This window comes from Pseudomonas sp. BJP69 (genome assembly GCF_007633355.1).
In the GTDB taxonomy this organism is placed as follows: Bacteria; Pseudomonadota; Gammaproteobacteria; order Pseudomonadales; family Pseudomonadaceae; genus Aquipseudomonas; species Aquipseudomonas juntendi.
In genome coordinates, this window is sequence record NZ_CP041933.1 from 5,430,874 (window position 1) to 5,451,995 (window position 21,122).

Consider the following 21,122-nt stretch of genomic DNA (forward strand, 5'->3'; position numbering starts at 1 on the left):
GCTGCGGCGATGTGGGGGGGTACGGCTGGCGCCTCATGGGCGACGATGGTTGCAGCTGTTGTTCTTTTCACTTCCCATCGTGGGGATTGTTGACCCGACCGGGCGCATTGATTCCGGGGGGCGGTTTCACTATAAAATGGCCCTGATGCAACAGACATTGGCAATTCGGCAAGCAGAGCGTGCACCAATGCAATATCAGATCACCCACGCCGACCTCACTCTGGTCCTGGCACTGGAGCGTGGCCGCTCGCTGGCGAAGGCCGCCGAGTTGCTCAAAGTTGACGTATCGACGGTCTTCCGCTCGATACGCCGGCTGGAATCGGCCCTCGGTACTGCGCTGTTCGTGAAAAGCCGCAAAGGCTACCTGCCAACCGATACTGCCCAGGCCCTGGCCGAGCAGGCCGAGCGTGCCGAGCAGGCGCTGGAGGCCGCGCGCATTGCCATGACCAGTGGCGAGCAAGTGGTCAGCGGCACGGTGCGCCTGACCTGTACCGAGGCGGTCATGCACAGCCTGCTGCTGCCGGCGCTGGCCGAGTTCATGCCCAACTACCCGGCGCTGTCGCTGGAAATGGGCACCTCCAACACCTTCGCCAACCTCAGCCGGCGCGACGCCGACATTGCCCTGCGCCTGACCAATACACCGCCTGAACACCTGGTGGGCCGCAACCTGGGCTCGACGTCCTATGTCATCTGCGGCCAGCCGCAGTGGCGCGAGCGGCTGGCCGAATCGCCTGCCAGCACCCCGTGGATCGCCCCTGACGACTCCATGCAGGACCACCCCACGGTGGTCTGGCGCAACCAGCAGCACCCTGGGTTGAGCCCGCGCTACCAGTGCAGCAGCATGTCGACCATCGCTCAGTTGGTGACCGCCGGGTTGGGCGTGGCGGCGCTGCCGGACTACATGGTGCATGCGCTGCCCGGCGTCGATGCGCTCAGCGGGCCGCTGGCCGGCTGCGACACCCAGCTGTGGCTGCTGACCCGCCCGGACTGCCGGGCGCTGCGCTCGGTGCAGACCTTGTTCGAAGAGCTGACCCCGAGGTTGCGCGGCGCGATGCTCTGAGGTTATCGTCAGGCTCATGCGTCGAGGGTGTCTGTTTCGGCCCTTTCGCGGCTGAAACCGCGCCTGCAGGGTGCGGTGGCAGGCTTGGGGATGACGCTGCTCGGCAAAACAGCGCTTCCCTATTGGCTGGTGAATTTTTATACTATCGAGTCCGCCTGCCCACTATTGGGCTGCACGCCCACCGCATTTGCTACTGAGGAAGACCATGGCCCGCGTAACTGTTGAAGACTGCCTGGAACACGTGGATAACCGCTTTGAGCTGGTCATGCTCTCGACCAAGCGCGCTCGCCAGCTGGCGACCGGCGGCAAGGAACCACGCGTAGCGTGGGAAAACGACAAGCCTACCGTCGTTGCCCTGCGTGAAATCGCCGAAGGCATCGTCACCAACGAATTCATCGCCGCTGAAGAGATCGTCACCGAGGATCCGGTGTTCGCCGCGTTCGAGGACGAGAACAACGAGGCTGTCTGATTGATGCCAGGTCGACGTCGCACGGCGCAAGGCCCTCTTCCTCGGCAGGAGGTAAACCCATGCCGGGTATAGAAGCCTTGGCCGAACGGCTGTCGACCTATCTTGGCCCTGAACAGGTCAACCTGGTCCGGCGCGCCTATTTCTACGCCGAACAAGCCCACGACGGGCAGCGCCGCCGCAGCGGCGAGCCCTACGTGACCCACCCGCTGGCCGTGGCCAGCATCCTCGCCGACATGCACATGGACCATCAAAGCCTGATGGCGGCCATGCTGCACGATGTGATCGAAGACACCGGTATCGCCAAGGAAGCCCTCAGCCAGCAATTTGGCGAGACCGTGGCCGAGCTGGTTGACGGGGTCAGCAAGCTGACCCAGATGAACTTCGAAACCAAGGCCGAGGCGCAGGCTGAAAACTTTCAGAAAATGGCCATGGCCATGGCGCGCGATATCCGCGTGATCCTGGTCAAGCTGGCTGACCGCCTGCACAACATGCGCACCCTTGAAGTGCTGTCCGGTGAAAAGCGCCGGCGCATCGCCAAGGAAACCCTCGAAATCTACGCCCCCATCGCCAATCGCCTGGGCATGCATACGGTGCGCGTGGAGTTCGAAGACCTCGGCTTCAAGGCCATGCACCCCATGCGCTCGTCGCTGATTCACCGTGCGGTGAAAAGCGCTCGTGGCAACCGCAAGGAAATCGTCGCCAAGATCGAGCACTCGCTGGCCAACTGCCTGGCTGCCGATGGCATCGAAGGCGAAATCAGCGGCCGGCAGAAGCACCTCTATGGCATCTACAAGAAGATGCGCGGCAAGCGCCGCGCCTTCAACGAGATCATGGACGTGTACGCCTTCCGCGTCATCGTTGACAAAGTCGATACCTGCTACCGTGTGCTCGGCGCCGTGCATAACCTGTACAAACCGCTGCCCGGCCGCTTCAAGGACTACATCGCGATCCCCAAGGCCAACGGTTACCAGTCGTTGCACACCACGCTGTTCGGTATGCATGGCGTGCCCATCGAAATCCAGATCCGCACCCGCGAGATGGAAGAGATGGCCAACAACGGCATCGCGGCGCATTGGCTGTACAAGTCCAACGACGACGAGCAACCCAAGGGCAGCCACGCACGTGCCCGCCAGTGGGTCAAAGGCATCCTCGAGCTGCAGCAGCGTGCTGGCAACTCGCTGGAGTTCATCGAAAGCGTGAAGATCGACCTGTTCCCGGACGAGGTCTACGTGTTCACGCCCAAGGGCCGCATCATGGAGCTGCCCAAAGGCTCGACGGCCGTCGACTTCGCTTACGCGGTACACACCGACGTCGGCAACAGTTGCATCGCCTGCCGTATCAATCGCCGCCTGGCGCCGTTGTCCGAACCGCTGCAGAGCGGGTCCACGGTGGAAATCGTCAGCGCCCCGGGCGCCCGGCCAAACCCGGCCTGGCTCAACTTCGTGGTTACCGGCAAGGCGCGCACGCACATCCGCCACGCGCTCAAGCAGCAGCGCCGGTCCGAATCCATCAGCCTGGGCGAACGCCTGCTGAACAAGGTGCTGACCGGCTTCGACAGCAGCCTGGAGAAGATCCCTCAGGAACGTATCCAGGCGATCCTGGCGGAGTACCGCCTGGAACTGATCGAAGACCTGCTCGAAGATATCGGCCTGGGCAACCGCATGGCATATGTGGTTGCGCGCCGCCTGCTGTCAGCCGAAGGCGAACAGTTGCCCGCACCGGAAGGGCCGCTGGCGATCCGCGGTACCGAGGGGCTGGTACTGAGTTATGCCAAGTGCTGTACACCCATCCCGGGCGACCCGATCGTCGGCCACCTGTCGGCAGGCAAGGGCATGGTCGTGCACCTGGAGAACTGCCGCAACATCAGTGAAATCCGCCACAACCCGGAAAAATGCGTGCAGCTTTCCTGGGCCAAGGACATCACCGGCGAGTTCAATGTCGAACTGCGGGTCGAACTGGAGCACCAGCGCGGCCTGATTGCCCTGCTTGCCAGCAGCGTCAACGCGGCCGACGGCAATATCGAGAAAATCAGCATGGACGAGCGCGACGGCCGTATCAGCGTGGTCCAACTGGTGGTCAGCGTACACGATCGCGTGCACCTGGCCCGTGTGATCAAGAAGCTGCGTACCTTGACCGGTGTGGTCCGCATCACCCGCATGCGTACGTAGTCCGCCAACCGCAAGGAGTCATCATGAGCAAGACCGTCATCAACAGCGACAAGGCCCCCGCCGCTATCGGTACCTACTCGCAGGCGATCAAGGCCGGCAATACCGTGTACATGTCCGGCCAGATCCCGCTGGACCCGAAGACCATGGAGCTGGTCGAAGGCTTCGAAGCCCAGACCGTGCAGGTATTCGAGAACCTCAAGGCCGTGGCTGAGGCTGCCGGCGGTTCGTTCAAGGACATCGTCAAGCTGAACATCTTCCTGACTGACCTGAGCCACTTCGCCAAGGTCAACGAGGTGATGGGCCGCTACTTCGAACAGCCTTACCCAGCCCGCGCCGCGATTGGCGTTGCCGCGCTGCCAAAAGGCGCCCAGGTCGAAATGGACGCCATCCTGGTCATCGAATGATGCCTTGGGCGACGGGCACCCTGCCCGTCGCCCCCTCTCCTGCGCAAGGTTTCCCGACATGCGTCACGCACTGCCCCTCGCGCTGGCAGCCCTGCTCCTGAGCGGCTGCGCCAGCCACAAACCCGAAGATTTCAACGGCACCTGGATCAACCAGGCTGCGATCAAGGCCGCGGTAAAGGGCGACAGCCTGCGCCAGGCCCTCAATGAAAATGGTCCGGTATTCGAGTGGAAGCTCGACGTCGCCAACCAGCAGGCCAGCTACAGCAATGGCTTCGAAGCGGCGGACGGCCAGCTGGTCACGCTCGACAAGCAATTGCAGGCCAACTTTGACGGTGGCCAGACCGAGCAGCTTGCGCTGGACGGTGACGAACTGCTGACCACAGACCAGAGCGGCGCAAAGCAGGCTTTTGTCCGCGTACAACCCTCTGCCACCGCCAACGCCTCGCTGGGCAGCAGCTTTGAAAAAGCCCTGTACCAAGCGTATCTGGGCGGTGAATGGACCATTCTCGAAGGCCAGGGCCAAGGCGGAAAAGTGCGCTTCAGCGATACCGGCAACGTCACTGGCTTGCCTGGGCCAGACCGTTTCGCCCTGTGCCTGGCCGGCGACTGCGCCACCATGGGCGGCAGCAACGACAGCCTGTGGCTGGAGCGCAACCAACGGGGTGCGCCTTTCATCATCAAGCGTGACGGCGACAAGCTGGAGATCTTCCAGGCGGTGAACCGTGCCCAGGCTGATGACATGCCCCAACTGGCAGCGGGCAAGCGCCAGTGGTTGCTGGAAAAAAACTGAAGCCTGCAGCAGCGGCCTTGTTTCGCGACAGGGCCGCAACACGGCACCAGGGCATCAGCGTCGGCGCGTGGATTGCCAGGGCTGCGTTGCAGCCCAATCGCAACGCCAGGCCGCGCCTACAGAAGTCGCGTCAAGGGTGTGGTCAGGCTTTTGCCGCCAGGATGGCTGCGTAGCCTTCCTTGTAACTCGGATACACCGGCGCCCAGCCCAACGCCCTCACCCGTGCGTTGCTGCAGCGCTTGCTACCGGTACGCCGCACGCGCTGTTCATCTGACCATTCGGTAACCCCCAGGTAGGCCCGCAACCAGGTCACCACATCGGCCAACGGTGCCGGATCATCGTCAACGCCGAGGTAACAGTCGTCCAACGCCTTGCCATCAGCATCTTCCTGCAGCAGAAACGCCAGCAAGCTGGCAGCATCTTCGGCATGAATACGGTTGCCGTACAGCGGCGGCTGCTCAGCCACCCGATAGCCTTGGCGTACCTGGCTCAGCAGCCACTCGCGGCCGGGGCCGTAGATGCCAGTGAGGCGCACCACACTCGCCGGTATGCCGCTGCCAAGGGCCAAGCGCTCCGCTTCCAGCATCACCCGCCCCGAATACCCCTCGGGCTCGGTCGCCGACCCTTCCTCAACCCACTCGCCGTCCTTCTGCGCATACACGCTACTGCTTGACACGAACAGCAAGCGGCGCGGCCGTTGGCCACGCTCGGCCAGCCAGGCCAGCACATGGCGTAAACCGTCGACATAGGCCGCCCGGTAACCCGCCTCGTCATGCTGGCTGGCCGCCACGCAGTACACCAGGTAGTCCAGCGTACCCCGTGGCCATGCGGCTGGCAGCGAGGGCTCGGCCAAGTCCGCAGCCACCGGGTGAACCCCCGCAGGCAATTGCCCCACCGAACGGCGCAGACCGCTGACCTGCCAGCCACGTGCCAGCATCTGCCGGGCCAAGCGCCCGCCTACATCACCACAACCCACCACCATCACGGAAAGGTCTGACATCACAAAACTCCCTGGACCAACTGATCAACCCAACCACGCTACACGATGGATGGCTAGACCATAGGCGAAAAAAGCTACAATATTACTTTTGTTAACAAGAATTACTTGCAATAATGGCGACCAAGTTGTTCTCGGCCCGCCTCGAGGCCTTGGAGAACGTTCGTCTTTTCTCTTCATCAGGTCCGGCCAGCATGACACGTACTAAACCCTCCGCTTCGCCAACCCAGTCGCGCGCCTGGCGCGCCATCGCCGCGCTGACGCTCAGCCTGGTGCTGGCCCCGGCAGCCATGGCCGATGAGCCAACCGCCAATACCACCACGCCGGCCGCCGCCACTGCCGCTGCTGCCCCGAGCACCGCCCCGGCTGGCGAAGCACCCGCCACCAGCGCCACTGCCGGTGCACCAGCTGCAGCAGACCCAAGCGTCGAAGCCCTGGTTGAAGATACCTCGCTGGGCATGGCCCACGACCTGTCCCCATGGGGCATGTACAAGAACGCCGACATCGTGGTGAAGATCGTCATGATCGGCCTGGCTATCGCCTCCATCATCACTTGGACCATCTGGATCGCCAAAGGCTTCGAGCTGATGGGCGCCAAACGCCGCCTGCGTGGCGAAATCGCCCAGCTGAAGAAGGCCACCACGCTGAAAGATGCCAGCGAAGTCTCCAGCAAGGAAGGCACGCTGGCCCATACCCTGGTGCACGACGCCCTTGAAGAGATGCGCCTGTCGGCCAATGCCCGCGAGAAAGAGGGTATCAAGGAACGCGTCAGCTTCCGCCTGGAGCGCCTGGTGCATGCCAGCGGCCGTAACATGAGCAGCGGCACCGGCGTACTCGCCACCATTGGTTCCACCGCCCCGTTCGTCGGCCTGTTCGGCACCGTCTGGGGCATCATGAACAGCTTCATCGGTATCGCCAAGACCCAGACCACCAACCTGGCCGTGGTCGCCCCGGGTATCGCCGAAGCCCTGCTGGCCACCGCCCTGGGCCTGGTCGCGGCAATCCCGGCCGTGGTCATCTACAACGTCTTCGCCCGTTCCATTGCCGGCTACAAGGCTCAGGTGTCCGATGCTTCCGCCCAGGTACTGCTGCTGGTCAGCCGCGATCTGGACCACCAAGGCAGCGAGCGCGCCGCCCCGCACATGGTGAAAGTGGGGTAAGCCATGGGCCTGCATCTCAACGAAGGTGGCGACGACCTCGCCGAAAACCACGAAATCAACGTTACGCCGTTCATCGACGTAATGCTGGTACTGCTGATCATCTTCATGGTTGCCGCCCCGCTGGCCACAGTCGATATCAAGGTCGACCTGCCGGCCTCGACCGCCAAACCGGCGCCGAGGCCCGAGAAGCCGGTGTTCGTCAGCGTCAAGGCAGACCAGAAGCTGTACGTCGGCGACGATCAGGTCCCGGCACCCGACCAGCTTGGCCCGATGCTAGACGCCAAGACCAAGGGTGACAAGGAAACCACCATCTTCTTCCAGGCCGACAAAGGCGTGGATTACGGTGACCTGATGGAAGTGATGAACAACATGCGCTCGGCCGGCTACCTGAAAGTCGGCCTGGTAGGTCTCGAGACGGCAGCCAAGAAATGACAAAACCGCGCTCAAACATGGCGCGCTACGCTGGCAGCCTGGCGATCGTGCTGGGCGTGCACGTGGTCGCCGTGCTGCTGACGCTCAACTGGTCTGTGCCCCAGGCCATCGAGTTGCCGCCAGCAGCCATGATGGTCGAACTGGCACCGCTGCCGGAACCCGCGCCACCGCCGCCCCCGAAAGCGGCGCCGCAGCCACCTGCACCGGTAGAGGAACCACCTTTGCCGAAGCTGGTGGAGGCACCCAAGCCGAAGATCGCCATCCCCAAGCCGCCCAAGCCGAAGGCCAAGCCCCAGCCGCCCAAGCCTGAGAAGAAGCCTGAGCCGCCGAAGGAGGCACCGCCGACCGAGCAGACCGTCGACGCGCCGCCGAGCAATACGCCACCGCAGAAGTCCGCGGCACCGGCCCCGAGCATCGCGTCCAACAGCAACGCCCTGCCGACCTGGCAGAGTGACCTGCTGCGCCACCTGGCCAAGTACAAACGGTACCCGGAAGACGCGCGCCGCCGTGGCCTGCAAGGCATCAACCGCCTGCGCTTCGTGGTCGACGCCGAGGGCAAGGTGGTGTCGTATTCGATGGCCGGTGGGTCGGGCAGTGCCGCGCTGGACCGCGCGACCATGGAAATGATCCGCCGCGCCGGCAAAGTGCCAAAGCCGCCACCCGAGTTGTTGAACAATGGCACCATCGAAGTCGTGGCGCCCTTCGTCTACTCGCTGGATCGCCGCTAAGACTTTTGTTTCTGTCACAAATCGGCAAGTCTGATAACGTGCGTCTATCGATTGCAGCCGCTATGCTGGGGCCGCAACTTCATGGACGCACGTTATGACCCTCACAGAACTACGCTACATCGTCACACTCGCCCAGGAACAGCACTTCGGCCATGCCGCCGAGCGCTGCCACGTGAGCCAGCCGACCCTGTCGGTCGGTGTGAAGAAGCTTGAGGATGAGCTTGGCGTTCTGATCTTCGAACGCAGCAAAAGCGCGGTCCGCCTGACCCCCGTCGGCGAGAGCATCGTTGCCCAGGCACAAAAGGTACTGGAGCAGGCCCAGGGCATTCGCGAACTGGCCCAGGCTGGCAAGAACCAGCTGACTGCGCCGCTCAAGGTCGGTGCCATCTACACCGTGGGCCCCTACCTGTTCCCGCACCTGATCCCGCAACTGCACCGCGTGGCACCGCAGATGCCGCTGTACATCGAAGAAAACTTCACCCATGTGCTGCGCGAGAAGCTGCGCAATGGCGAGCTGGACGCGGTGATCATCGCCCTGCCGTTCAATGAAGCCGATGTGCTCACCCTGCCCCTCTACGACGAACCGTTCTGCGCGCTGATGCCTGCCGACCACCCATGGACGGCCAAAAAGACCATCGACACCGCCATGCTCAACGACAAGAGCCTGTTGCTGCTGGGTGAAGGTCACTGCTTCCGTGACCAGGTGCTGGAAGCCTGCCCTACCCTGAACAAGGGGGGTGAAGGGTCGCGGCACACCACGGTCGAATCCAGCTCGCTGGAAACCATCCGCCACATGGTAGCGTCCGGCCTTGGCGTGTCTATCCTGCCGCTGTCGGCGGTGCACAGCCACCACTACGCGCCTGGGGTCATCGAAGTCCGCCCGCTGACCGCCCCGGCACCGTTCCGCACCGTGGCCATCGCCTGGCGCGCCAGCTTCCCACGGCCAAAGGCCATCGAGATCCTCGCCGACTCGATCCGCCTGTGCTCGGTAGCCAAGGCCCCTGCAGAACAAACGGCCTGAGTCATGACGGAGCTGTCGAACGTCCCGGTCACCGTGCTCAAGGGTGTTGGCGAGGCCATGGCCGAAAAGCTCGCCAAGGTCGGCCTGGAAAACTTGCAGGACGTGCTGTTCCACCTGCCCCTGCGCTATCAGGACCGCACCCGCGTGGTTCCGATCGGCCAGCTGCGCCCAGGCCAGGACGCGGTGATCGAGGGGGTGGTCAGCGGTGCCGACGTGACCATGGGCAAGCGTCGCAGCCTGGTGGTACGCCTGGGTGACGGCAGTGGCGTGTTGAGCTTGCGCTTCTACCATTTCAGCAACGCGCAAAAGGAAGGACTCAAGCGCGGCACCCACCTGCGCTGCTACGGCGAAGCTCGCCCGGGCGCTTCCGGGCTGGAGATCTACCACCCGGAGTACCGCGCATTGAACGGTGACGAACCGCCACCGCCGGTCGACCAAACCCTCACCCCGATCTACCCGTCTACCGAGGGCCTCACCCAGCAACGCCTGCGCCAACTGTGCCAACAGAGCCTGAGCCTGCTCGGCCCGCGCAGCCTGCCCGACTGGCTGCCCGACGAACTGGCCCGCGACTACCAGCTGGCGCCGCTGGATGACGCCATCCGCTACCTGCACAACCCGCCCGCCGACGCCGACGTCGAGGAGTTGGCCCTGGGCCACCACTGGGCTCAGCACCGCCTGGCATTCGAAGAGCTGCTCACCCACCAGCTGTCGCAACAGCGCCTGCGCGAGAGCCTGCGCAGCCTGCGTGCGCCAGTGTTGCCCAAGGCCACCCGGCTGCCGGCGCAATACCTGGCCAATTTGGGCTTCCAGCCGACCGGCGCGCAGCAGCGCGTCGCCAACGAAATTGCCTACGACCTCAGCCAGCACGAGCCGATGATGCGCCTGGTGCAAGGCGACGTGGGTGCCGGCAAGACCGTGGTCGCCGCGCTGGCCGCGTTGCAGGCCCTGGAGGCTGGTTATCAGGTGGCATTGATGGCCCCCACCGAGATCCTTGCCGAACAGCACTACATCACCTTCAAGCGCTGGCTGGAGCCTTTGGGTCTGGAGGTGGCCTGGCTGGCCGGCAAACTCAAGGGCAAGGCGCGGGCGGCGTCGCTCGAGCAGATCGCCAATGGCGCCCCGATGGTGGTCGGCACCCACGCCCTGTTCCAGGACGAGGTGAAGTTCAAGCACCTGGCTTTGGCCATCATCGACGAACAGCACCGTTTCGGCGTGCAGCAACGCCTGGCGCTGCGCAAGAAAGGCGTAGCCGGCGAGCTGTGCCCACACCAGCTGATCATGACCGCTACCCCCATTCCGCGCACCCTGGCCATGAGTGCCTACGCCGACCTGGACACCTCGGTGCTCGACGAGCTGCCGCCTGGGCGCACGCCGGTGAACACCGTGCTGGTGGCCGACAGCCGGCGTTTCGAAGTGGTCGAACGGGTACGCGCCGCCTGCGCTGAAGGGCGCCAGGCGTACTGGGTGTGCACGCTGATCGAAGAGTCCGAGGAACTGACCTGCCAAGCAGCCGAAAGCACTTACGAGGAGCTGGGCAGCGCCTTGGGTGAACTGCGGGTCGGGCTGATCCACGGCCGCATGAAGCCGGCGGAAAAGGCCGAGATCATGGCCGAGTTCAAGGCCGGCAACCTGCAGTTGCTGGTCGCCACCACCGTCATTGAGGTGGGCGTGGACGTGCCCAATGCCAGCCTGATGATCATCGAAAACCCCGAGCGCCTCGGCCTGGCCCAGCTGCACCAGTTGCGTGGCCGGGTGGGCCGCGGCAGCGCCGTCAGCCATTGCGTGCTGCTGTACCACCCGCCGCTGTCGCAGATCGGCCGCGAGCGCCTGGGCATCATGCGCGAAACCAACGACGGCTTCATCATCGCCGAAAAAGACCTTGCGCTACGCGGCCCGGGCGAAATGCTGGGTACCCGCCAGACCGGCCTGCTGCAATTCAAGGTCGCCGACCTGATGCGCGACGCCGACCTGTTGCCAGCGGTACGCGATGCCGCCCAGGCCCTGATCGCACGCTGGCCGGAGCACGTCAGCCCGCTGCTGGACCGTTGGCTGCGTCATGGCCAGCAATATGGTCAGGTGTGACGCCTGTCCCATAATGGATCCAGATTTGCGCCCAGGGTGGTTATACTTCGCGTTTAAAAGAATCAGTGGATACGGACCATGACTGAAGTTGCCCTGGACACCGCAACCCCACACACGCCTTCCGTCATCAGGCTGCTGCTCGAGAAACTCGGCGTAGCCTACCGCGAGGTGGTCGAACATCCGCACCTGCCCGCAGCCTCGCGGGTACAGGCCGTGCTGCTGGACGACGAGGTGGGCGCCATGATGGTGCTGTTCCCGCAGAGCCAGCTGCTGGACCTGAACCGCCTGGCCGAACTGACCGGGCGCAAGCTCACCGCCGTGTCGGTGCCACGCCTCAAGCAAATGCTCGACAAACACCAGCTCAAGGCGCTGCCGGGCATCCCGGCGCTCACCAGCTCACCGTGCCAGTACGAAAAAAGCCTGCTGGACGTCGACCTGGTGTACATCAATTCGGGTGAAGCCGGCCTGTTGCTGGAAATAGAGCGCGCGCACTTCAAGCGCATGTTGCTCAAGGCCAGCGCCAGCAGCTTTGGCCAGGAAGTCGGGGCGATCAGCCCCAACCTCGACCGCCCCAACGACGATACCCGCGAAATCACCAATGCCGTGCAAGCCTTCACTGCCCGGCGCATCCAGAAGCGCCTGGAAGAAACCATCGAAATCCCGCCGCTGGCCGATACTGCGCAGAAAATCATCAAACTGCGGGTAGACCCCAACGCCAGCATCGACGATATCACTGGGGTAGTAGAAACCGACCCGGCCCTGGCCGCCCAGGTAGTCAGCTGGGCGGCATCACCCTACTACGCCTCGCCGGGCAAGATCCGCTCGGTGGAAGACGCCATCGTCCGCGTGCTGGGCTTCGACCTGGTGATCAACCTTGCCCTCGGCCTGGCCCTGGGCAAGACCCTGAGCCTGCCCAAGGACAACCCTCAGCAGGCCACCCCGTACTGGCAGCAGTCGATCTACACCGCCGCCATCATCGAGGGCCTTACCCGAGCCATGCCGCGGGCAGAGCGCCCTGAAGCAGGCCTGACCTACCTGGCCGGGCTGTTGCACAACTTCGGTTACCTGCTGCTGGCACACGTTTTCCCGCCGCACTTCTCGCTGATTTGTCGCCACCTGGAGGTCAACCCTCACCTGAACCACACCTATGTGGAACAACACCTGCTGGGCATCAGCCGCGAGCAGATTGGTGCCTGGTTGATGAAACTGTGGGACATGCCGGTAGAGCTCTCGGCCGCGCTGCGTTTCCAGCACGACCCGGCCTACGATGGCGAGTTTTCGGAATTCCCCAACCTGGTATGCCTGGCCACACGCCTGCTGCGCTCGCGGGGGATTGGCTCGGGGCCGCTGGAGGAGATTCCTGACGAACTGCTGGAGCGTTTGGGCATTGCCCGGGAAAAGGCCGAGGATGTGGTGAACAAAGTGCTGGAGGCCGAGAGCTTGCTGCGGGAGCTGGCTTCGCAGTTCAACGCACCACATTGAAGCCCGGGGCCGCTTGGCGGCCCCAAACATTTCAGCCCTGCTTCTTCTTCGGCTTCAGGTACTTCATCAACCCCTGAAACCACATCACCAACGCCGGATTGCCCTTGATCTGGATTTTCTTGTCCTGAATGCCCTGCATGAACGCCAACTGCTTGTTGCTTGCCTGCAAGGTGGCAAAGCCATAGGCGGCATCCTTGAAGGCAATGGCAAAGGCTGGCTGTGAGTACGACCCGCTTTTGCTGCTGACCCGCTCGTTGCTGACGATAAAGTGCCGGGCGACCTTGCCGTCCAGGGTCTGCATCTGGAACACCAGGTCCTTGCCTTTGAGCTGCTGCTGGAATGCCGGATTATTGCGGCTGGCCCGGGCCATCAGCAGCCCCATGGCCCAGAGAAGAAAGCGGAACTTCATCGACACGCCTCGATGGAAAAGTGACTAAGTTGCGCAGTTTATCCTCCTAATGACCTTTTTATGCAAGTTCGCAGCAATTACCGGGTGTAAAGCACAACGGGCGCCATCTGGCGCCCGTTCGGGATCAACGCATCCTCAGTGCACAGTTACTTTTTCTTGCTGGCCTTGCTCGGCGCGGCCGGCGTATTGACGCTGTCCCTGAGGTTCTTGCCGGGCTTGAAAGCCACGGTATTGCTGGCTTTGATCTTGACCGGCTGGCCGGTTTGCGGGTTTTTGCCGGTACGCGCGCCGCGGTGGCGTTTTTCGAAAGTGCCGAAACCAACCAGGGTCACGGTGTCCTTGTCCAGGGCGCCCGTGATGCTGTCGAGAATCGCGTTCAGCACTTGATTAGCCTTTTCTTTGGTCAGGTCAGCTTTTTCAGCGATGACGGCGGCGAGTTCTGGTTTGCGCATAGTAAAGCCTCTTTGACGGAATTCTTGTTGTTATGCCGTGCTGCCTTCAGGAGCAGCGCTCAAGGCACCGCAGGCTCTAACCTGCGGCAGACGGGAGTGAGAATGGCACGTGGTTCGGGGCCGCGCCAGTATCTGAGCGGCCATTGTGCAGGCAACAACAGGACAAACCAGACAGAACGCCGGGCAATTACGCCATAACTGCAGGTAGCTGGCGGTTCAGCGCCAGCTTTTCCGTGACCGCAGCCCCGGTCAGGGCGTAACCCAGCAGCCCGCCACCCGCATCAATGCACAGCACCTTCAGGTCATTGCCCTGCCCTTCGACCTGCCAAGTGCCTTCTCGCCCCTGTGGCGGTGGCGAAACCACCAGCGGGCAGGCCGGGGTTTTCACCGTGATCGGCATTGGCCCGTAGGCAACTGCCGTGGGCTTGCCGGCCAGGGTTTGGGCCAGTGCCCGTGCACAACTCATCAGTGGCATCACGTACAACAGGTTGATGCCGTCTACCTCGGCACAATCCCCGAGGGCGAAGATATTGGCGTGGGAGGTTCGCAGCTCACGGTCCACGCTGACGCCACGGTTGACCTGCAACCCGGCCGCGGCAGCCAGGTCGGTACGCGGGCGCAGGCCAATGGCCGAAACGACCAGGTCACAGCCAACCACGCTGCCATCCGACAGGTGCGCCTCCAGACCGTGGGGCGCCTGCTGCAAGCGGGTCAGAACAGGCCCAAGGTGAAAGCGTACGCCCAGGTCTTGCAACCCACGTTGTACCGCGCCGGCAGCGGCCGGATGCAACAGGGTCGGCATGACCTGTTCGCATGGCGCTACCACGTCTACCTGAAAGCCCCCCAGGCTCATGTCGTTGGCAAACTCGCAGCCGATCAGGCCAGCGCCGAGAATCAGCACGCGTTGCTTGCCGGCGGCGGCAGCACGAAAGCGTGCGTAGTCCTCCAGGTCGTTGATGGGGAACACCAGGTGGCTGGCATCGCCTTCAACCGGCACCTGCACGGTCTGCGCACCCCACGCCAGCACCAGGTCGCGGTATGCCACGGCCTCTTCGCCGATCCACAGGCGTTTGTGCCCAGGGTCGATGCCGCTGATACGGGTATGGGTGCGGATTTCGGCGTTCAGCTGCTCGGCCATGGCACCGGCTTCGGCCATGCACAGGTCAGCGGCGCCCTTGTGCTTGGCATAGCCCATGGAAAGCATGGGCTTGGAGTAGGAACGACCGTCATCGGCGGTGATCAGCAGCAACGGCGTATGCGCATCGAGCTTGCGAAATTCGCGGGCCAGGTTGTAGCCTGCCAGGCCGGTACCGATGATTACCACAGGGGACGTCATGTCGTGCTTGCCTCGCTTAGCCGATGGAGATCATTTCAAAGTCGCTTTTGCCAACACCGCAGTCAGGGCATAGCCAGTCTTCCGGCACGTCCTCCCAACGGGTGCCAGGGGCGATGCCGTCGTCGGGCCAGCCTTCGGCTTCGTCGTAGATCAGGCCACAGACGATACATTGCCACTTTTTCATCAGGTTGTTTTCCTCGGGTCAGGCTGGGGCTTTGTGTTGCTGCCGACGGCCCTATGGCGGGTGAACCCGCTGCAACAGGGACCAACGCGCAATGCTTGGGGGCTTTGTAGCGGCCCTGCCCGCAGTATGCAAGCAGTCGGGGCAATCATGCTAAGCTCGCCGCCTCTCAGGTTGTAACAAGCAGACCGACGTGTCGTACGAATCCCCGCAAGCAGCCGCTGTCGCGTGGCTGCCGTATTCACGGCTGGCGACCGACATCGACCAGCCCACCCTTGACTGGCTGTTCGACGAAGGCTCACTGACCCGCCGCCTGACGCGCCTGGCCCACGATGACTTCTGCGTCACCCCTTTGTTCGAGGGCTGGCAGCCACTGCGCGCCGACGAATGCCAGGCACTGGGCATCGCTGTTGGCGCTGAAGGCTGGGTGCGCGAGGTGTACCTGCGCGGCCATGGCCAGCCGTGGGTGTTCGCCCGCAGCGTGGCCAGCCGCAGTGCCCTGGCGCGCGGCGGGTTGGACCTGGAACGCCTCGGCAGCCGTTCGTTGGGCGAGTTGCTGTTCTGCGACCAGGCGTTCATCCGCCACCCACTCGAAGTGTGCAGTTACCCACAGGCGTGGTTGCCGGCAGATGCCGCCCGGCCAGCGCTATGGGCCCGCCGCTCGCGGTTTGAACGTGACGGGCTGGACCTGCTGGTAGCCGAGGTGTTTCTGCCGGCGCTGTGGCAAGCGGCCCAGGAGGAAAACAGCTGATGTACCTGCAACTGCTCAAGTCGCTGAACCGCCTGCACCCGCGTGCCTGGGACTTTGTCCAGCTCAGCCGCATGGACCGCCCGATCGGTATCTACTTGCTGCTGTGGCCCACGCTGTCGGCGGTATGGATTGCCGGCAACGGCTCGCCAACCCTGGCCAACGTGCTGATCTTCGGCCTTGGCGTGGTACTGATGCGCGCCGCCGGCTGCTGCATCAACGATTTTGCCGACCGCAAGGTGGATGGCCACGTCAAGCGTACCGCCGACCGGCCCCTGGCCAGTGGCCGCGTGCGCCCGCGCGAGGCGCTGGCCCTGTTCGCCATGCTTGTCGGGGTCAGTTTCCTGCTGGTGCTGTGCACCAATAGCCGCACCGTGTGGCTGTCATTCGGCGCGGTGGCGTTGGCGTTCTGCTACCCGTTCATGAAGCGCTACACCTACTACCCGCAAGTGGTGCTGGGGGCAGCGTACTCGTGGGGCATTCCGATGGCGTTCACGGCCGCTGGCGGCGAACTGCCGGCCAGTGCCTGGCTGCTGTATGTCGCCAACCTGCTGTGGACGGTGGGCTACGACACCTATTACGCCATGGTCGACCGGGACGACGACCTGAAGATCGGCGTGAAATCCACGGCCATCCTGTTCGGTGAGGCCGACCGCAGCATCATCCTGACCTTGCAGTTGTTGTCGCTGGGCTGCCTGTTGCTGGCCGGTAGCCGCTTTGACCTCGGCGGCTGGTTCCACCTGGGGCTGCTGGGGGCGCTGGCGTGCTTTGCCTGGGAGTACTGGTCTACACGCAAGCTGGACCGCGAGTCGTGCTTCAAGGCGTTCCTGCACAATCACTGGGCGGGGTTGCTGGTGTTCGTGGGGGTGGTTCTGGACTACGCGCTGCGCTGACAGCGTGAGCACTCTACCTTGTGGGAACGGGCTTACCCCGCCCCCACAGGCGGATTGAAAGCCCTTACGGCTTGGCGACGTGCCAAACGTCTTTCATGCCGTCACCGGTCATGTCGCCAGCCTTCTTGTCCTTGACGAAGGTATACAGCGGCTTGCCGTCGTAGGCCCACTGCATCTTGCCGTCGTCCCGCTTGATCTGCGTCCACTTGCCTTCGGCTTTTTCGCCGCCACTGGTCATCAAAGGCGGCCAATTCTTGGCGCATTCGCCATTGCACATCGACTTGCCGCCGGTATCTTTGTCAAAGGTGTACAGGGTCATGCCGGCATGATCGACCCACATGCCATCCTTTTCCATTGCAGGTTGTGCCGAGGCCACCCCCGGAAGCGCCAGCGCAGTGAAAAGGGCCATCCAGCTCAGCGTATGTCGTGTCATTGGATTCACCATCGTTTCGGGGGGTAATGGGTTCGGGTTGCCAGAACCGCGGCCCTCTGTAGCCTAGTTCAGTCACGCAATGTCGCCAGAACGGCCAACACCCTGTCACACAGCTGCAATAATTCCGTTATCTAATGCGGGCCAAGACACTGAATCCAGGAGAGGTTTTGAGCATGGTAGGCAGGAACATTCTGATCGTCGACGACGAAGCGCCGATTCGCGAGATGATCGCCGTTGCCCTGGAAATGGCCGGCTATGACTGCCTGGAAGCGGAAAACTCCCAACAGGCCCACGCGATCATCGTCGACCGCAAGCCGGACCTGATCCTGCTCGACTGGATGCTGCCGGGTACCTCCGGCATCGAGTTGGCCCGCCGCCTGAAGCGCGATGAACTGACCGGCGACATTCCGATCATCATGCTCACTGCCAAAGGTGAAGAGGACAACAAGATCCAGGGCCTGGAAGTGGGTGCCGACGACTACATCACCAAACCGTTCTCACCGCGCGAGCTGGTTGCGCGGCTCAAAGCCGTGCTGCGCCGCACCGGCCCAAGCGACAGTGAGGCACCGATCGAGGTCGGCGGCCTGCTGCTCGATCCGATCAGCCACCGCGTGACCATCGACGGCAAGCCGGCTGAAATGGGCCCCACCGAATACCGCCTGCTGCAGTTCTTCATGACCCACCAGGAACGCGCCTACACCCGTGGCCAACTGCTGGACCAGGTGTGGGGCGGCAACGTCTATGTCGAGGAACGCACGGTCGACGTGCACATCCGCCGCCTGCGCAAAGCGCTGGGTGAGGCCTACGAGAATCTGGTACAAACCGTGCGCGGCACCGGCTACCGCTTCTCGACCAAGAGCTAGCTGCAAGCTGCAAGCTGCAAGCTGCAAGCTGCAAGCTGCAAGCTGCAAGAAAGAGCATGTAGCATCAGGCTCGAAAAGGACTATCAGCACCACTGATCCGCTTCATCTTGAAGCTTGCAACTTGCAACTTGCAACTTGCAACTTGCAGCCGGATCCGAAGGACCCATCAATTGAACCAGAACTGGCACGCGACACTGATTCGCCACCTGCTGTTGCTGATCAGCATCTGCCTGATCGGCGGGCTGATCAGCGGCTACTATGGCTGGAGCCTGGCCATTGGCCTGGCACTGTACCTGGCTTGGACCCTCAAGCAACTGCTGCGCCTGCATGACTGGCTCCGCAATCACCAGCCCGACGAGGCGCCGCCCGACGGCTATGGCCTGTGGGGCGAGGTGTTCGACAGCATCTACCACCTGCAGCGCCGGGACCAGCGTGTGCGGGGCCGCCTGCAAGCGGTGATCGACCGCGTTCAGGAGTCCACCGCTGCGCTGCGGGATGCGGTGATCATGCTCGACAGCGACGGCAACCTGGAGTGGTGGAACCGCGCCGCCGAGACCCTGCTGGGCTTCAAAACTCCACAGGACGGCGGCCAGCAAGTCACCAACCTGGTTCGCCACCCGCGCTTCAAGGAGTACTTCGAGGGAGAAAACTACCTCGAACCGCTGGAAATCCCCTCACCGATCAACGACCGCATGCGGCTGCAGTTGCACATCACCCGCTACGGCAACAACGAGCACTTGATGCTGGTGCGCGACGTCACCCGCATTCACCAGCTGGAACAGATGCGCAAAGACTTCGTCGCCAACGTGTCGCACGAATTGCGCACACCGCTGACCGTCATCACCGGCTACCTGGAAACCCTGCTGGACAACGTCGAGGACGTGAACCCGCGCTGGCGCCGGGCCTTGCAGCAGATGAGCCAGCAAGGCTCGCGCATGCAGACGCTGCTCAACGACCTGTTGCTGCTGGCCAAGCTGGAGGCCACCGATTATCCGTCGGACAACCAGCCAGTGCCGATCGATGCCCTGCTGGCCGCCATCAAGAACGACGCCCAGGCGTTGTCTGGGCCGCGCAACCAGCGCATTACGCTGGAAGCAACCCCCGGCGTGCAGCTCAAGGGGAGCGAGTCGGAGCTGCGCAGCGCCTTTTCCAACCTGGTGTTCAACGCCGTCAAATACACCCAGGATGAAGGCGATATCCGCATCCGCTGGTGGGCCGATGCCCAGGGCGCGCATTTGTCGGTGCAGGACTCTGGCGTGGGCATCGATGCCAAACACCTGCCACGCCTCACCGAGCGCTTCTACCGGGTGGATTCCAGCCGGGCCTCGAATACAGGCGGCACCGGGCTGGGGCTGGCCATCGTCAAGCATGTGCTGATGCGCCACCGCGGCAAGCTGGAAATCAGCAGCGTCCCGGGGCATGGCAGTACCTTCATCTGTCATTTTGCCCCGGCACAATTGGTCAACAGCAAGGTCTGAGCAACTCAGGGCCCTTTGCTTTTGCAGCCCCAGCCGCTACATTGGATCCCCTGTGCCAGCAAGAGCTGGCACTTTTTTTCTCTCCATTTCTAAGACGGACCCCGTAAAAACTCCATCATGGACCCTTCCCCTGGTATCAGCCTCAGTTCGTTATTCGCCGATTTCGGCATGATCATCTTTGCCTTCCTGCTGGTGCTGCTCAACGGCTTCTTCGTTGCTGCAGAGTTCGCCATGGTCAAGCTGCGCGCCACCCGCGTGGAGGCCATTGCCGAAGAGCATGGCTGGCGCGGCAACATTCTGCGTAAAGTGCACAACCAGCTGGACGCTTACCTGTCAGCCTGCCAACTGGGTATCACCCTGGCCTCGCTGGGCCTGGGCTGGGTCGGTGAGCCGGCGTTTGCCCACCTGCTGGAACCACTGCTGGCGTATTTCGGCGTCGACTCACCGGAACTGATCAAAGGCGTGTCGTTCTTCGTCGCCTTCTTCGTCATTTCGTACCTGCACATCGTTGTCGGTGAGCTGGCACCCAAATCCTGGGCCATCCGCAAACCGGAGCTGCTGTCGCTGTGGACTGCCGTACCGCTGTACCTGTTCTACTGGGCCATGTACCCGGCCATCTACCTGCTCAACGCCAGCGCCAACACCATTCTGCGCATCGCCGGCCAGGGCGAGCCGGGGCCGCACCACGAGCACCACTACAGCCGTGAAGAACTGAAACTGATCCTGCACTCCAGCCGTGGCCAGGACCCAAGCGACCAAGGCATGCGCGTGCTGGCTTCGGCCGTGGAAATGGGCGAGCTGGAAGTGGTCGACTGGGCCAACTCGCGTGAAGACATGGTCACCATCGACGCCCATGCGCCGCTGAAGCAGATCCTGGCCCTGGTGCGCCGCCACAAGTTCAGCCGCTACCCGGTGTACGACGCCGAGCGCGAGGAATTCACCGGCCTGCTGCACATCAAGGACCTGCTGCTGGAGCTGGCGGAGCTGGAGCACTTGCCCGAAGCCATCGACCTGGACGACCTCGCCCGGCCGCTTGAGCGCGTATCGCGCCACATGCCACTGGCCCAGTTGCTGGAGCAGTTCCGCAAGGGTGGTGCGCACTTTGTGCTGGTCGAAGAAGCCGATGGCAAGGTGATCGGCTACCTGACCATGGAAGACGTGCTGGAAGTGCTGGTCGGCGATATCCAGGACGAGCACCGCAAGACCGAACGCGGCATCCTCGCCTACCAGCCGGGCAAGTTGCTGGTCCGTGGCGACACGCCGCTGTTCAAGGTGGAGCGCCTGCTTGGGGTCGACCTTGACCACATCGAGGCGGAAACCCTGGCTGGCCTGGTCTACGAGACGCTAAAGCGCGTGCCTGAAGAAGAAGAGGTGCTGGAAGTCGAAGGGCTGCGGATCATCATCAAGAAGATGAAAGGGCCGAAGATCGTGCTGGCCAAAGTGCTCAAGCTGGATTGATGGCCATGGGGCTGCCGCGCAGCCCCTCTGGATTTGCGTATCCCTGTAGGCGCGGCCTTGTGTAGCGATGGCCTGCCA

22 protein-coding genes are annotated in these 21,122 nt (G+C 63.1%); 16 read left to right on the forward strand and 6 right to left on the reverse strand.

The genetic code is table 11. From position 1 onward, the window contains the following. Positions 1-187 precede the first annotated feature (187 nt). The 5 genes from FPB55_RS25310 (at position 188) to FPB55_RS25330 (ending at position 4,891) form a co-directional block, all read left to right on the forward strand. Positions 188-1,060, forward strand: a complete 873-nt coding sequence (locus FPB55_RS25310; RefSeq protein ID WP_009684533.1) for a LysR family transcriptional regulator — start codon at positions 188-190, stop codon at positions 1,058-1,060. A 205-nt stretch (positions 1,061-1,265) separates the two neighbouring features. Beyond that, positions 1,266-1,529 carry a DNA-directed RNA polymerase subunit omega gene (rpoZ, locus tag FPB55_RS25315; protein ID WP_003253383.1) on the forward strand — a complete coding sequence of 88 codons (264 nt, stop codon included), beginning with the start codon at positions 1,266-1,268 and terminating at the stop codon, positions 1,527-1,529. A gap of 59 nt (positions 1,530-1,588) precedes the next feature. After that, positions 1,589-3,697, forward strand: coding sequence for a bifunctional GTP diphosphokinase/guanosine-3',5'-bis pyrophosphate 3'-pyrophosphohydrolase (spoT, locus tag FPB55_RS25320; protein ID WP_009684532.1), 2,109 nt, complete (start codon positions 1,589-1,591; stop codon positions 3,695-3,697). Between the two features lie 23 nt (positions 3,698-3,720). Then, positions 3,721-4,101, forward strand: a complete 381-nt coding sequence (locus FPB55_RS25325) for a RidA family protein (protein ID WP_009684531.1) — start codon at positions 3,721-3,723, stop codon at positions 4,099-4,101. Positions 4,102-4,159: 58 nt separating this feature from the next. Beyond that, positions 4,160-4,891 carry a hypothetical protein gene (locus FPB55_RS25330; RefSeq protein ID WP_009684530.1) on the forward strand — a complete coding sequence of 244 codons (732 nt, stop codon included), beginning with the start codon at positions 4,160-4,162 and terminating at the stop codon, positions 4,889-4,891. Between the two features lie 142 nt (positions 4,892-5,033). Here the strand turns inward: FPB55_RS25330 and FPB55_RS25335 are convergent, their stop codons facing one another. Beyond that, positions 5,034-5,891, reverse strand: a complete 858-nt coding sequence (locus tag FPB55_RS25335) for an SDR family oxidoreductase (RefSeq protein WP_144189522.1) — start codon at positions 5,889-5,891, stop codon at positions 5,034-5,036. A gap of 191 nt (positions 5,892-6,082) precedes the next feature. Here FPB55_RS25335 and exbB point away from each other — a divergent pair, with 191 nt between their 5' ends. The 6 genes from exbB (at position 6,083) to FPB55_RS25365 (ending at position 12,793) form a co-directional block, all read left to right on the forward strand. Continuing rightward, a complete protein-coding gene (exbB, locus tag FPB55_RS25340) occupies positions 6,083-7,048 on the forward strand; it encodes a tonB-system energizer ExbB (RefSeq protein WP_009684526.1) in 966 nt (321 codons plus the stop codon). A gap of 3 nt (positions 7,049-7,051) precedes the next feature. Further along, positions 7,052-7,480: a TonB system transport protein ExbD gene (gene exbD / locus FPB55_RS25345; protein ID WP_009684525.1), complete on the forward strand. Its 429-nt coding sequence runs from the start codon at positions 7,052-7,054 to the stop codon at positions 7,478-7,480. Next, complete coding sequence (locus FPB55_RS25350) at positions 7,477-8,208, forward strand: energy transducer TonB (protein ID WP_033690730.1); 732 nt, start codon at positions 7,477-7,479, stop codon at positions 8,206-8,208. The genes exbD and FPB55_RS25350 overlap by 4 nt, the downstream gene beginning before the upstream one ends. Positions 8,209-8,302: 94 nt before the next feature. Beyond that, the gene (locus tag FPB55_RS25355) at positions 8,303-9,229 is read left to right on the forward strand and encodes a hydrogen peroxide-inducible genes activator (protein ID WP_009684523.1); all 927 of its coding nucleotides are present in this window, start codon (positions 8,303-8,305) and stop codon (positions 9,227-9,229) included. 3 nt (positions 9,230-9,232) lie between these two features. Then, positions 9,233-11,311 carry an ATP-dependent DNA helicase RecG gene (recG, locus tag FPB55_RS25360; protein ID WP_009684522.1) on the forward strand — a complete coding sequence of 693 codons (2,079 nt, stop codon included), beginning with the start codon at positions 9,233-9,235 and terminating at the stop codon, positions 11,309-11,311. Between the two features lie 78 nt (positions 11,312-11,389). Next, positions 11,390-12,793 carry an aminoacyl-tRNA deacylase and HDOD domain-containing protein gene (locus tag FPB55_RS25365; RefSeq protein WP_009684521.1) on the forward strand — a complete coding sequence of 468 codons (1,404 nt, stop codon included), beginning with the start codon at positions 11,390-11,392 and terminating at the stop codon, positions 12,791-12,793. A gap of 31 nt (positions 12,794-12,824) precedes the next feature. Here the strand turns inward: FPB55_RS25365 and FPB55_RS25370 are convergent, their stop codons facing one another. The 4 genes from FPB55_RS25370 to FPB55_RS25385 form a co-directional block, all read right to left on the reverse strand. Further along, positions 12,825-13,202: an SCP2 sterol-binding domain-containing protein gene (locus FPB55_RS25370; protein WP_115295122.1), complete on the reverse strand. Its 378-nt coding sequence runs from the start codon at positions 13,200-13,202 to the stop codon at positions 12,825-12,827. A 146-nt stretch (positions 13,203-13,348) separates the two neighbouring features. After that, positions 13,349-13,654: an HU family DNA-binding protein gene (locus FPB55_RS25375; RefSeq protein WP_009684519.1), complete on the reverse strand. Its 306-nt coding sequence runs from the start codon at positions 13,652-13,654 to the stop codon at positions 13,349-13,351. Between the two features lie 187 nt (positions 13,655-13,841). Continuing rightward, positions 13,842-14,990 (reverse strand): FAD-dependent oxidoreductase, encoded by a 1,149-nt coding sequence (locus FPB55_RS25380; RefSeq protein WP_125854434.1) that lies wholly within the window; start codon positions 14,988-14,990, stop codon positions 13,842-13,844. Between the two features lie 16 nt (positions 14,991-15,006). After that, complete coding sequence (locus FPB55_RS25385) at positions 15,007-15,174, reverse strand: rubredoxin (protein ID WP_003253349.1); 168 nt, start codon at positions 15,172-15,174, stop codon at positions 15,007-15,009. A 190-nt stretch (positions 15,175-15,364) separates the two neighbouring features. Between FPB55_RS25385 and FPB55_RS25390 the strand changes: the two genes are divergently transcribed. Together FPB55_RS25390 and ubiA are read left to right on the forward strand one after the other, a co-directional pair. After that, on the forward strand, positions 15,365-15,922 hold the full coding sequence (locus FPB55_RS25390; protein ID WP_047149777.1) for a chorismate lyase: 558 nt from the start codon (positions 15,365-15,367) through the stop codon (positions 15,920-15,922). Then, positions 15,922-16,812, forward strand: a complete 891-nt coding sequence (gene ubiA / locus FPB55_RS25395; protein ID WP_115295126.1) for a 4-hydroxybenzoate octaprenyltransferase — start codon at positions 15,922-15,924, stop codon at positions 16,810-16,812. The genes FPB55_RS25390 and ubiA overlap by 1 nt, the downstream gene beginning before the upstream one ends. Positions 16,813-16,876: 64 nt before the next feature. Here ubiA and FPB55_RS25400 read toward each other — a convergent pair whose 3' ends face one another. Continuing rightward, positions 16,877-17,245, reverse strand: coding sequence for a hypothetical protein (locus tag FPB55_RS25400; RefSeq protein ID WP_033690727.1), 369 nt, complete (start codon positions 17,243-17,245; stop codon positions 16,877-16,879). A 173-nt stretch (positions 17,246-17,418) separates the two neighbouring features. Here FPB55_RS25400 and phoB point away from each other — a divergent pair, with 173 nt between their 5' ends. From phoB to FPB55_RS25415, 3 genes are all read left to right on the forward strand, one after another. Beyond that, positions 17,419-18,108 carry a phosphate regulon transcriptional regulator PhoB gene (gene phoB / locus FPB55_RS25405; protein WP_003253341.1) on the forward strand — a complete coding sequence of 230 codons (690 nt, stop codon included), beginning with the start codon at positions 17,419-17,421 and terminating at the stop codon, positions 18,106-18,108. Between the two features lie 170 nt (positions 18,109-18,278). Next, positions 18,279-19,586, forward strand: a complete 1,308-nt coding sequence (phoR, locus tag FPB55_RS25410; protein WP_144189524.1) for a phosphate regulon sensor histidine kinase PhoR — start codon at positions 18,279-18,281, stop codon at positions 19,584-19,586. A 117-nt stretch (positions 19,587-19,703) separates the two neighbouring features. After that, positions 19,704-21,044 carry a hemolysin family protein gene (locus FPB55_RS25415; RefSeq protein WP_009684513.1) on the forward strand — a complete coding sequence of 447 codons (1,341 nt, stop codon included), beginning with the start codon at positions 19,704-19,706 and terminating at the stop codon, positions 21,042-21,044. Positions 21,045-21,122: the final 78 nt, after the last annotated feature.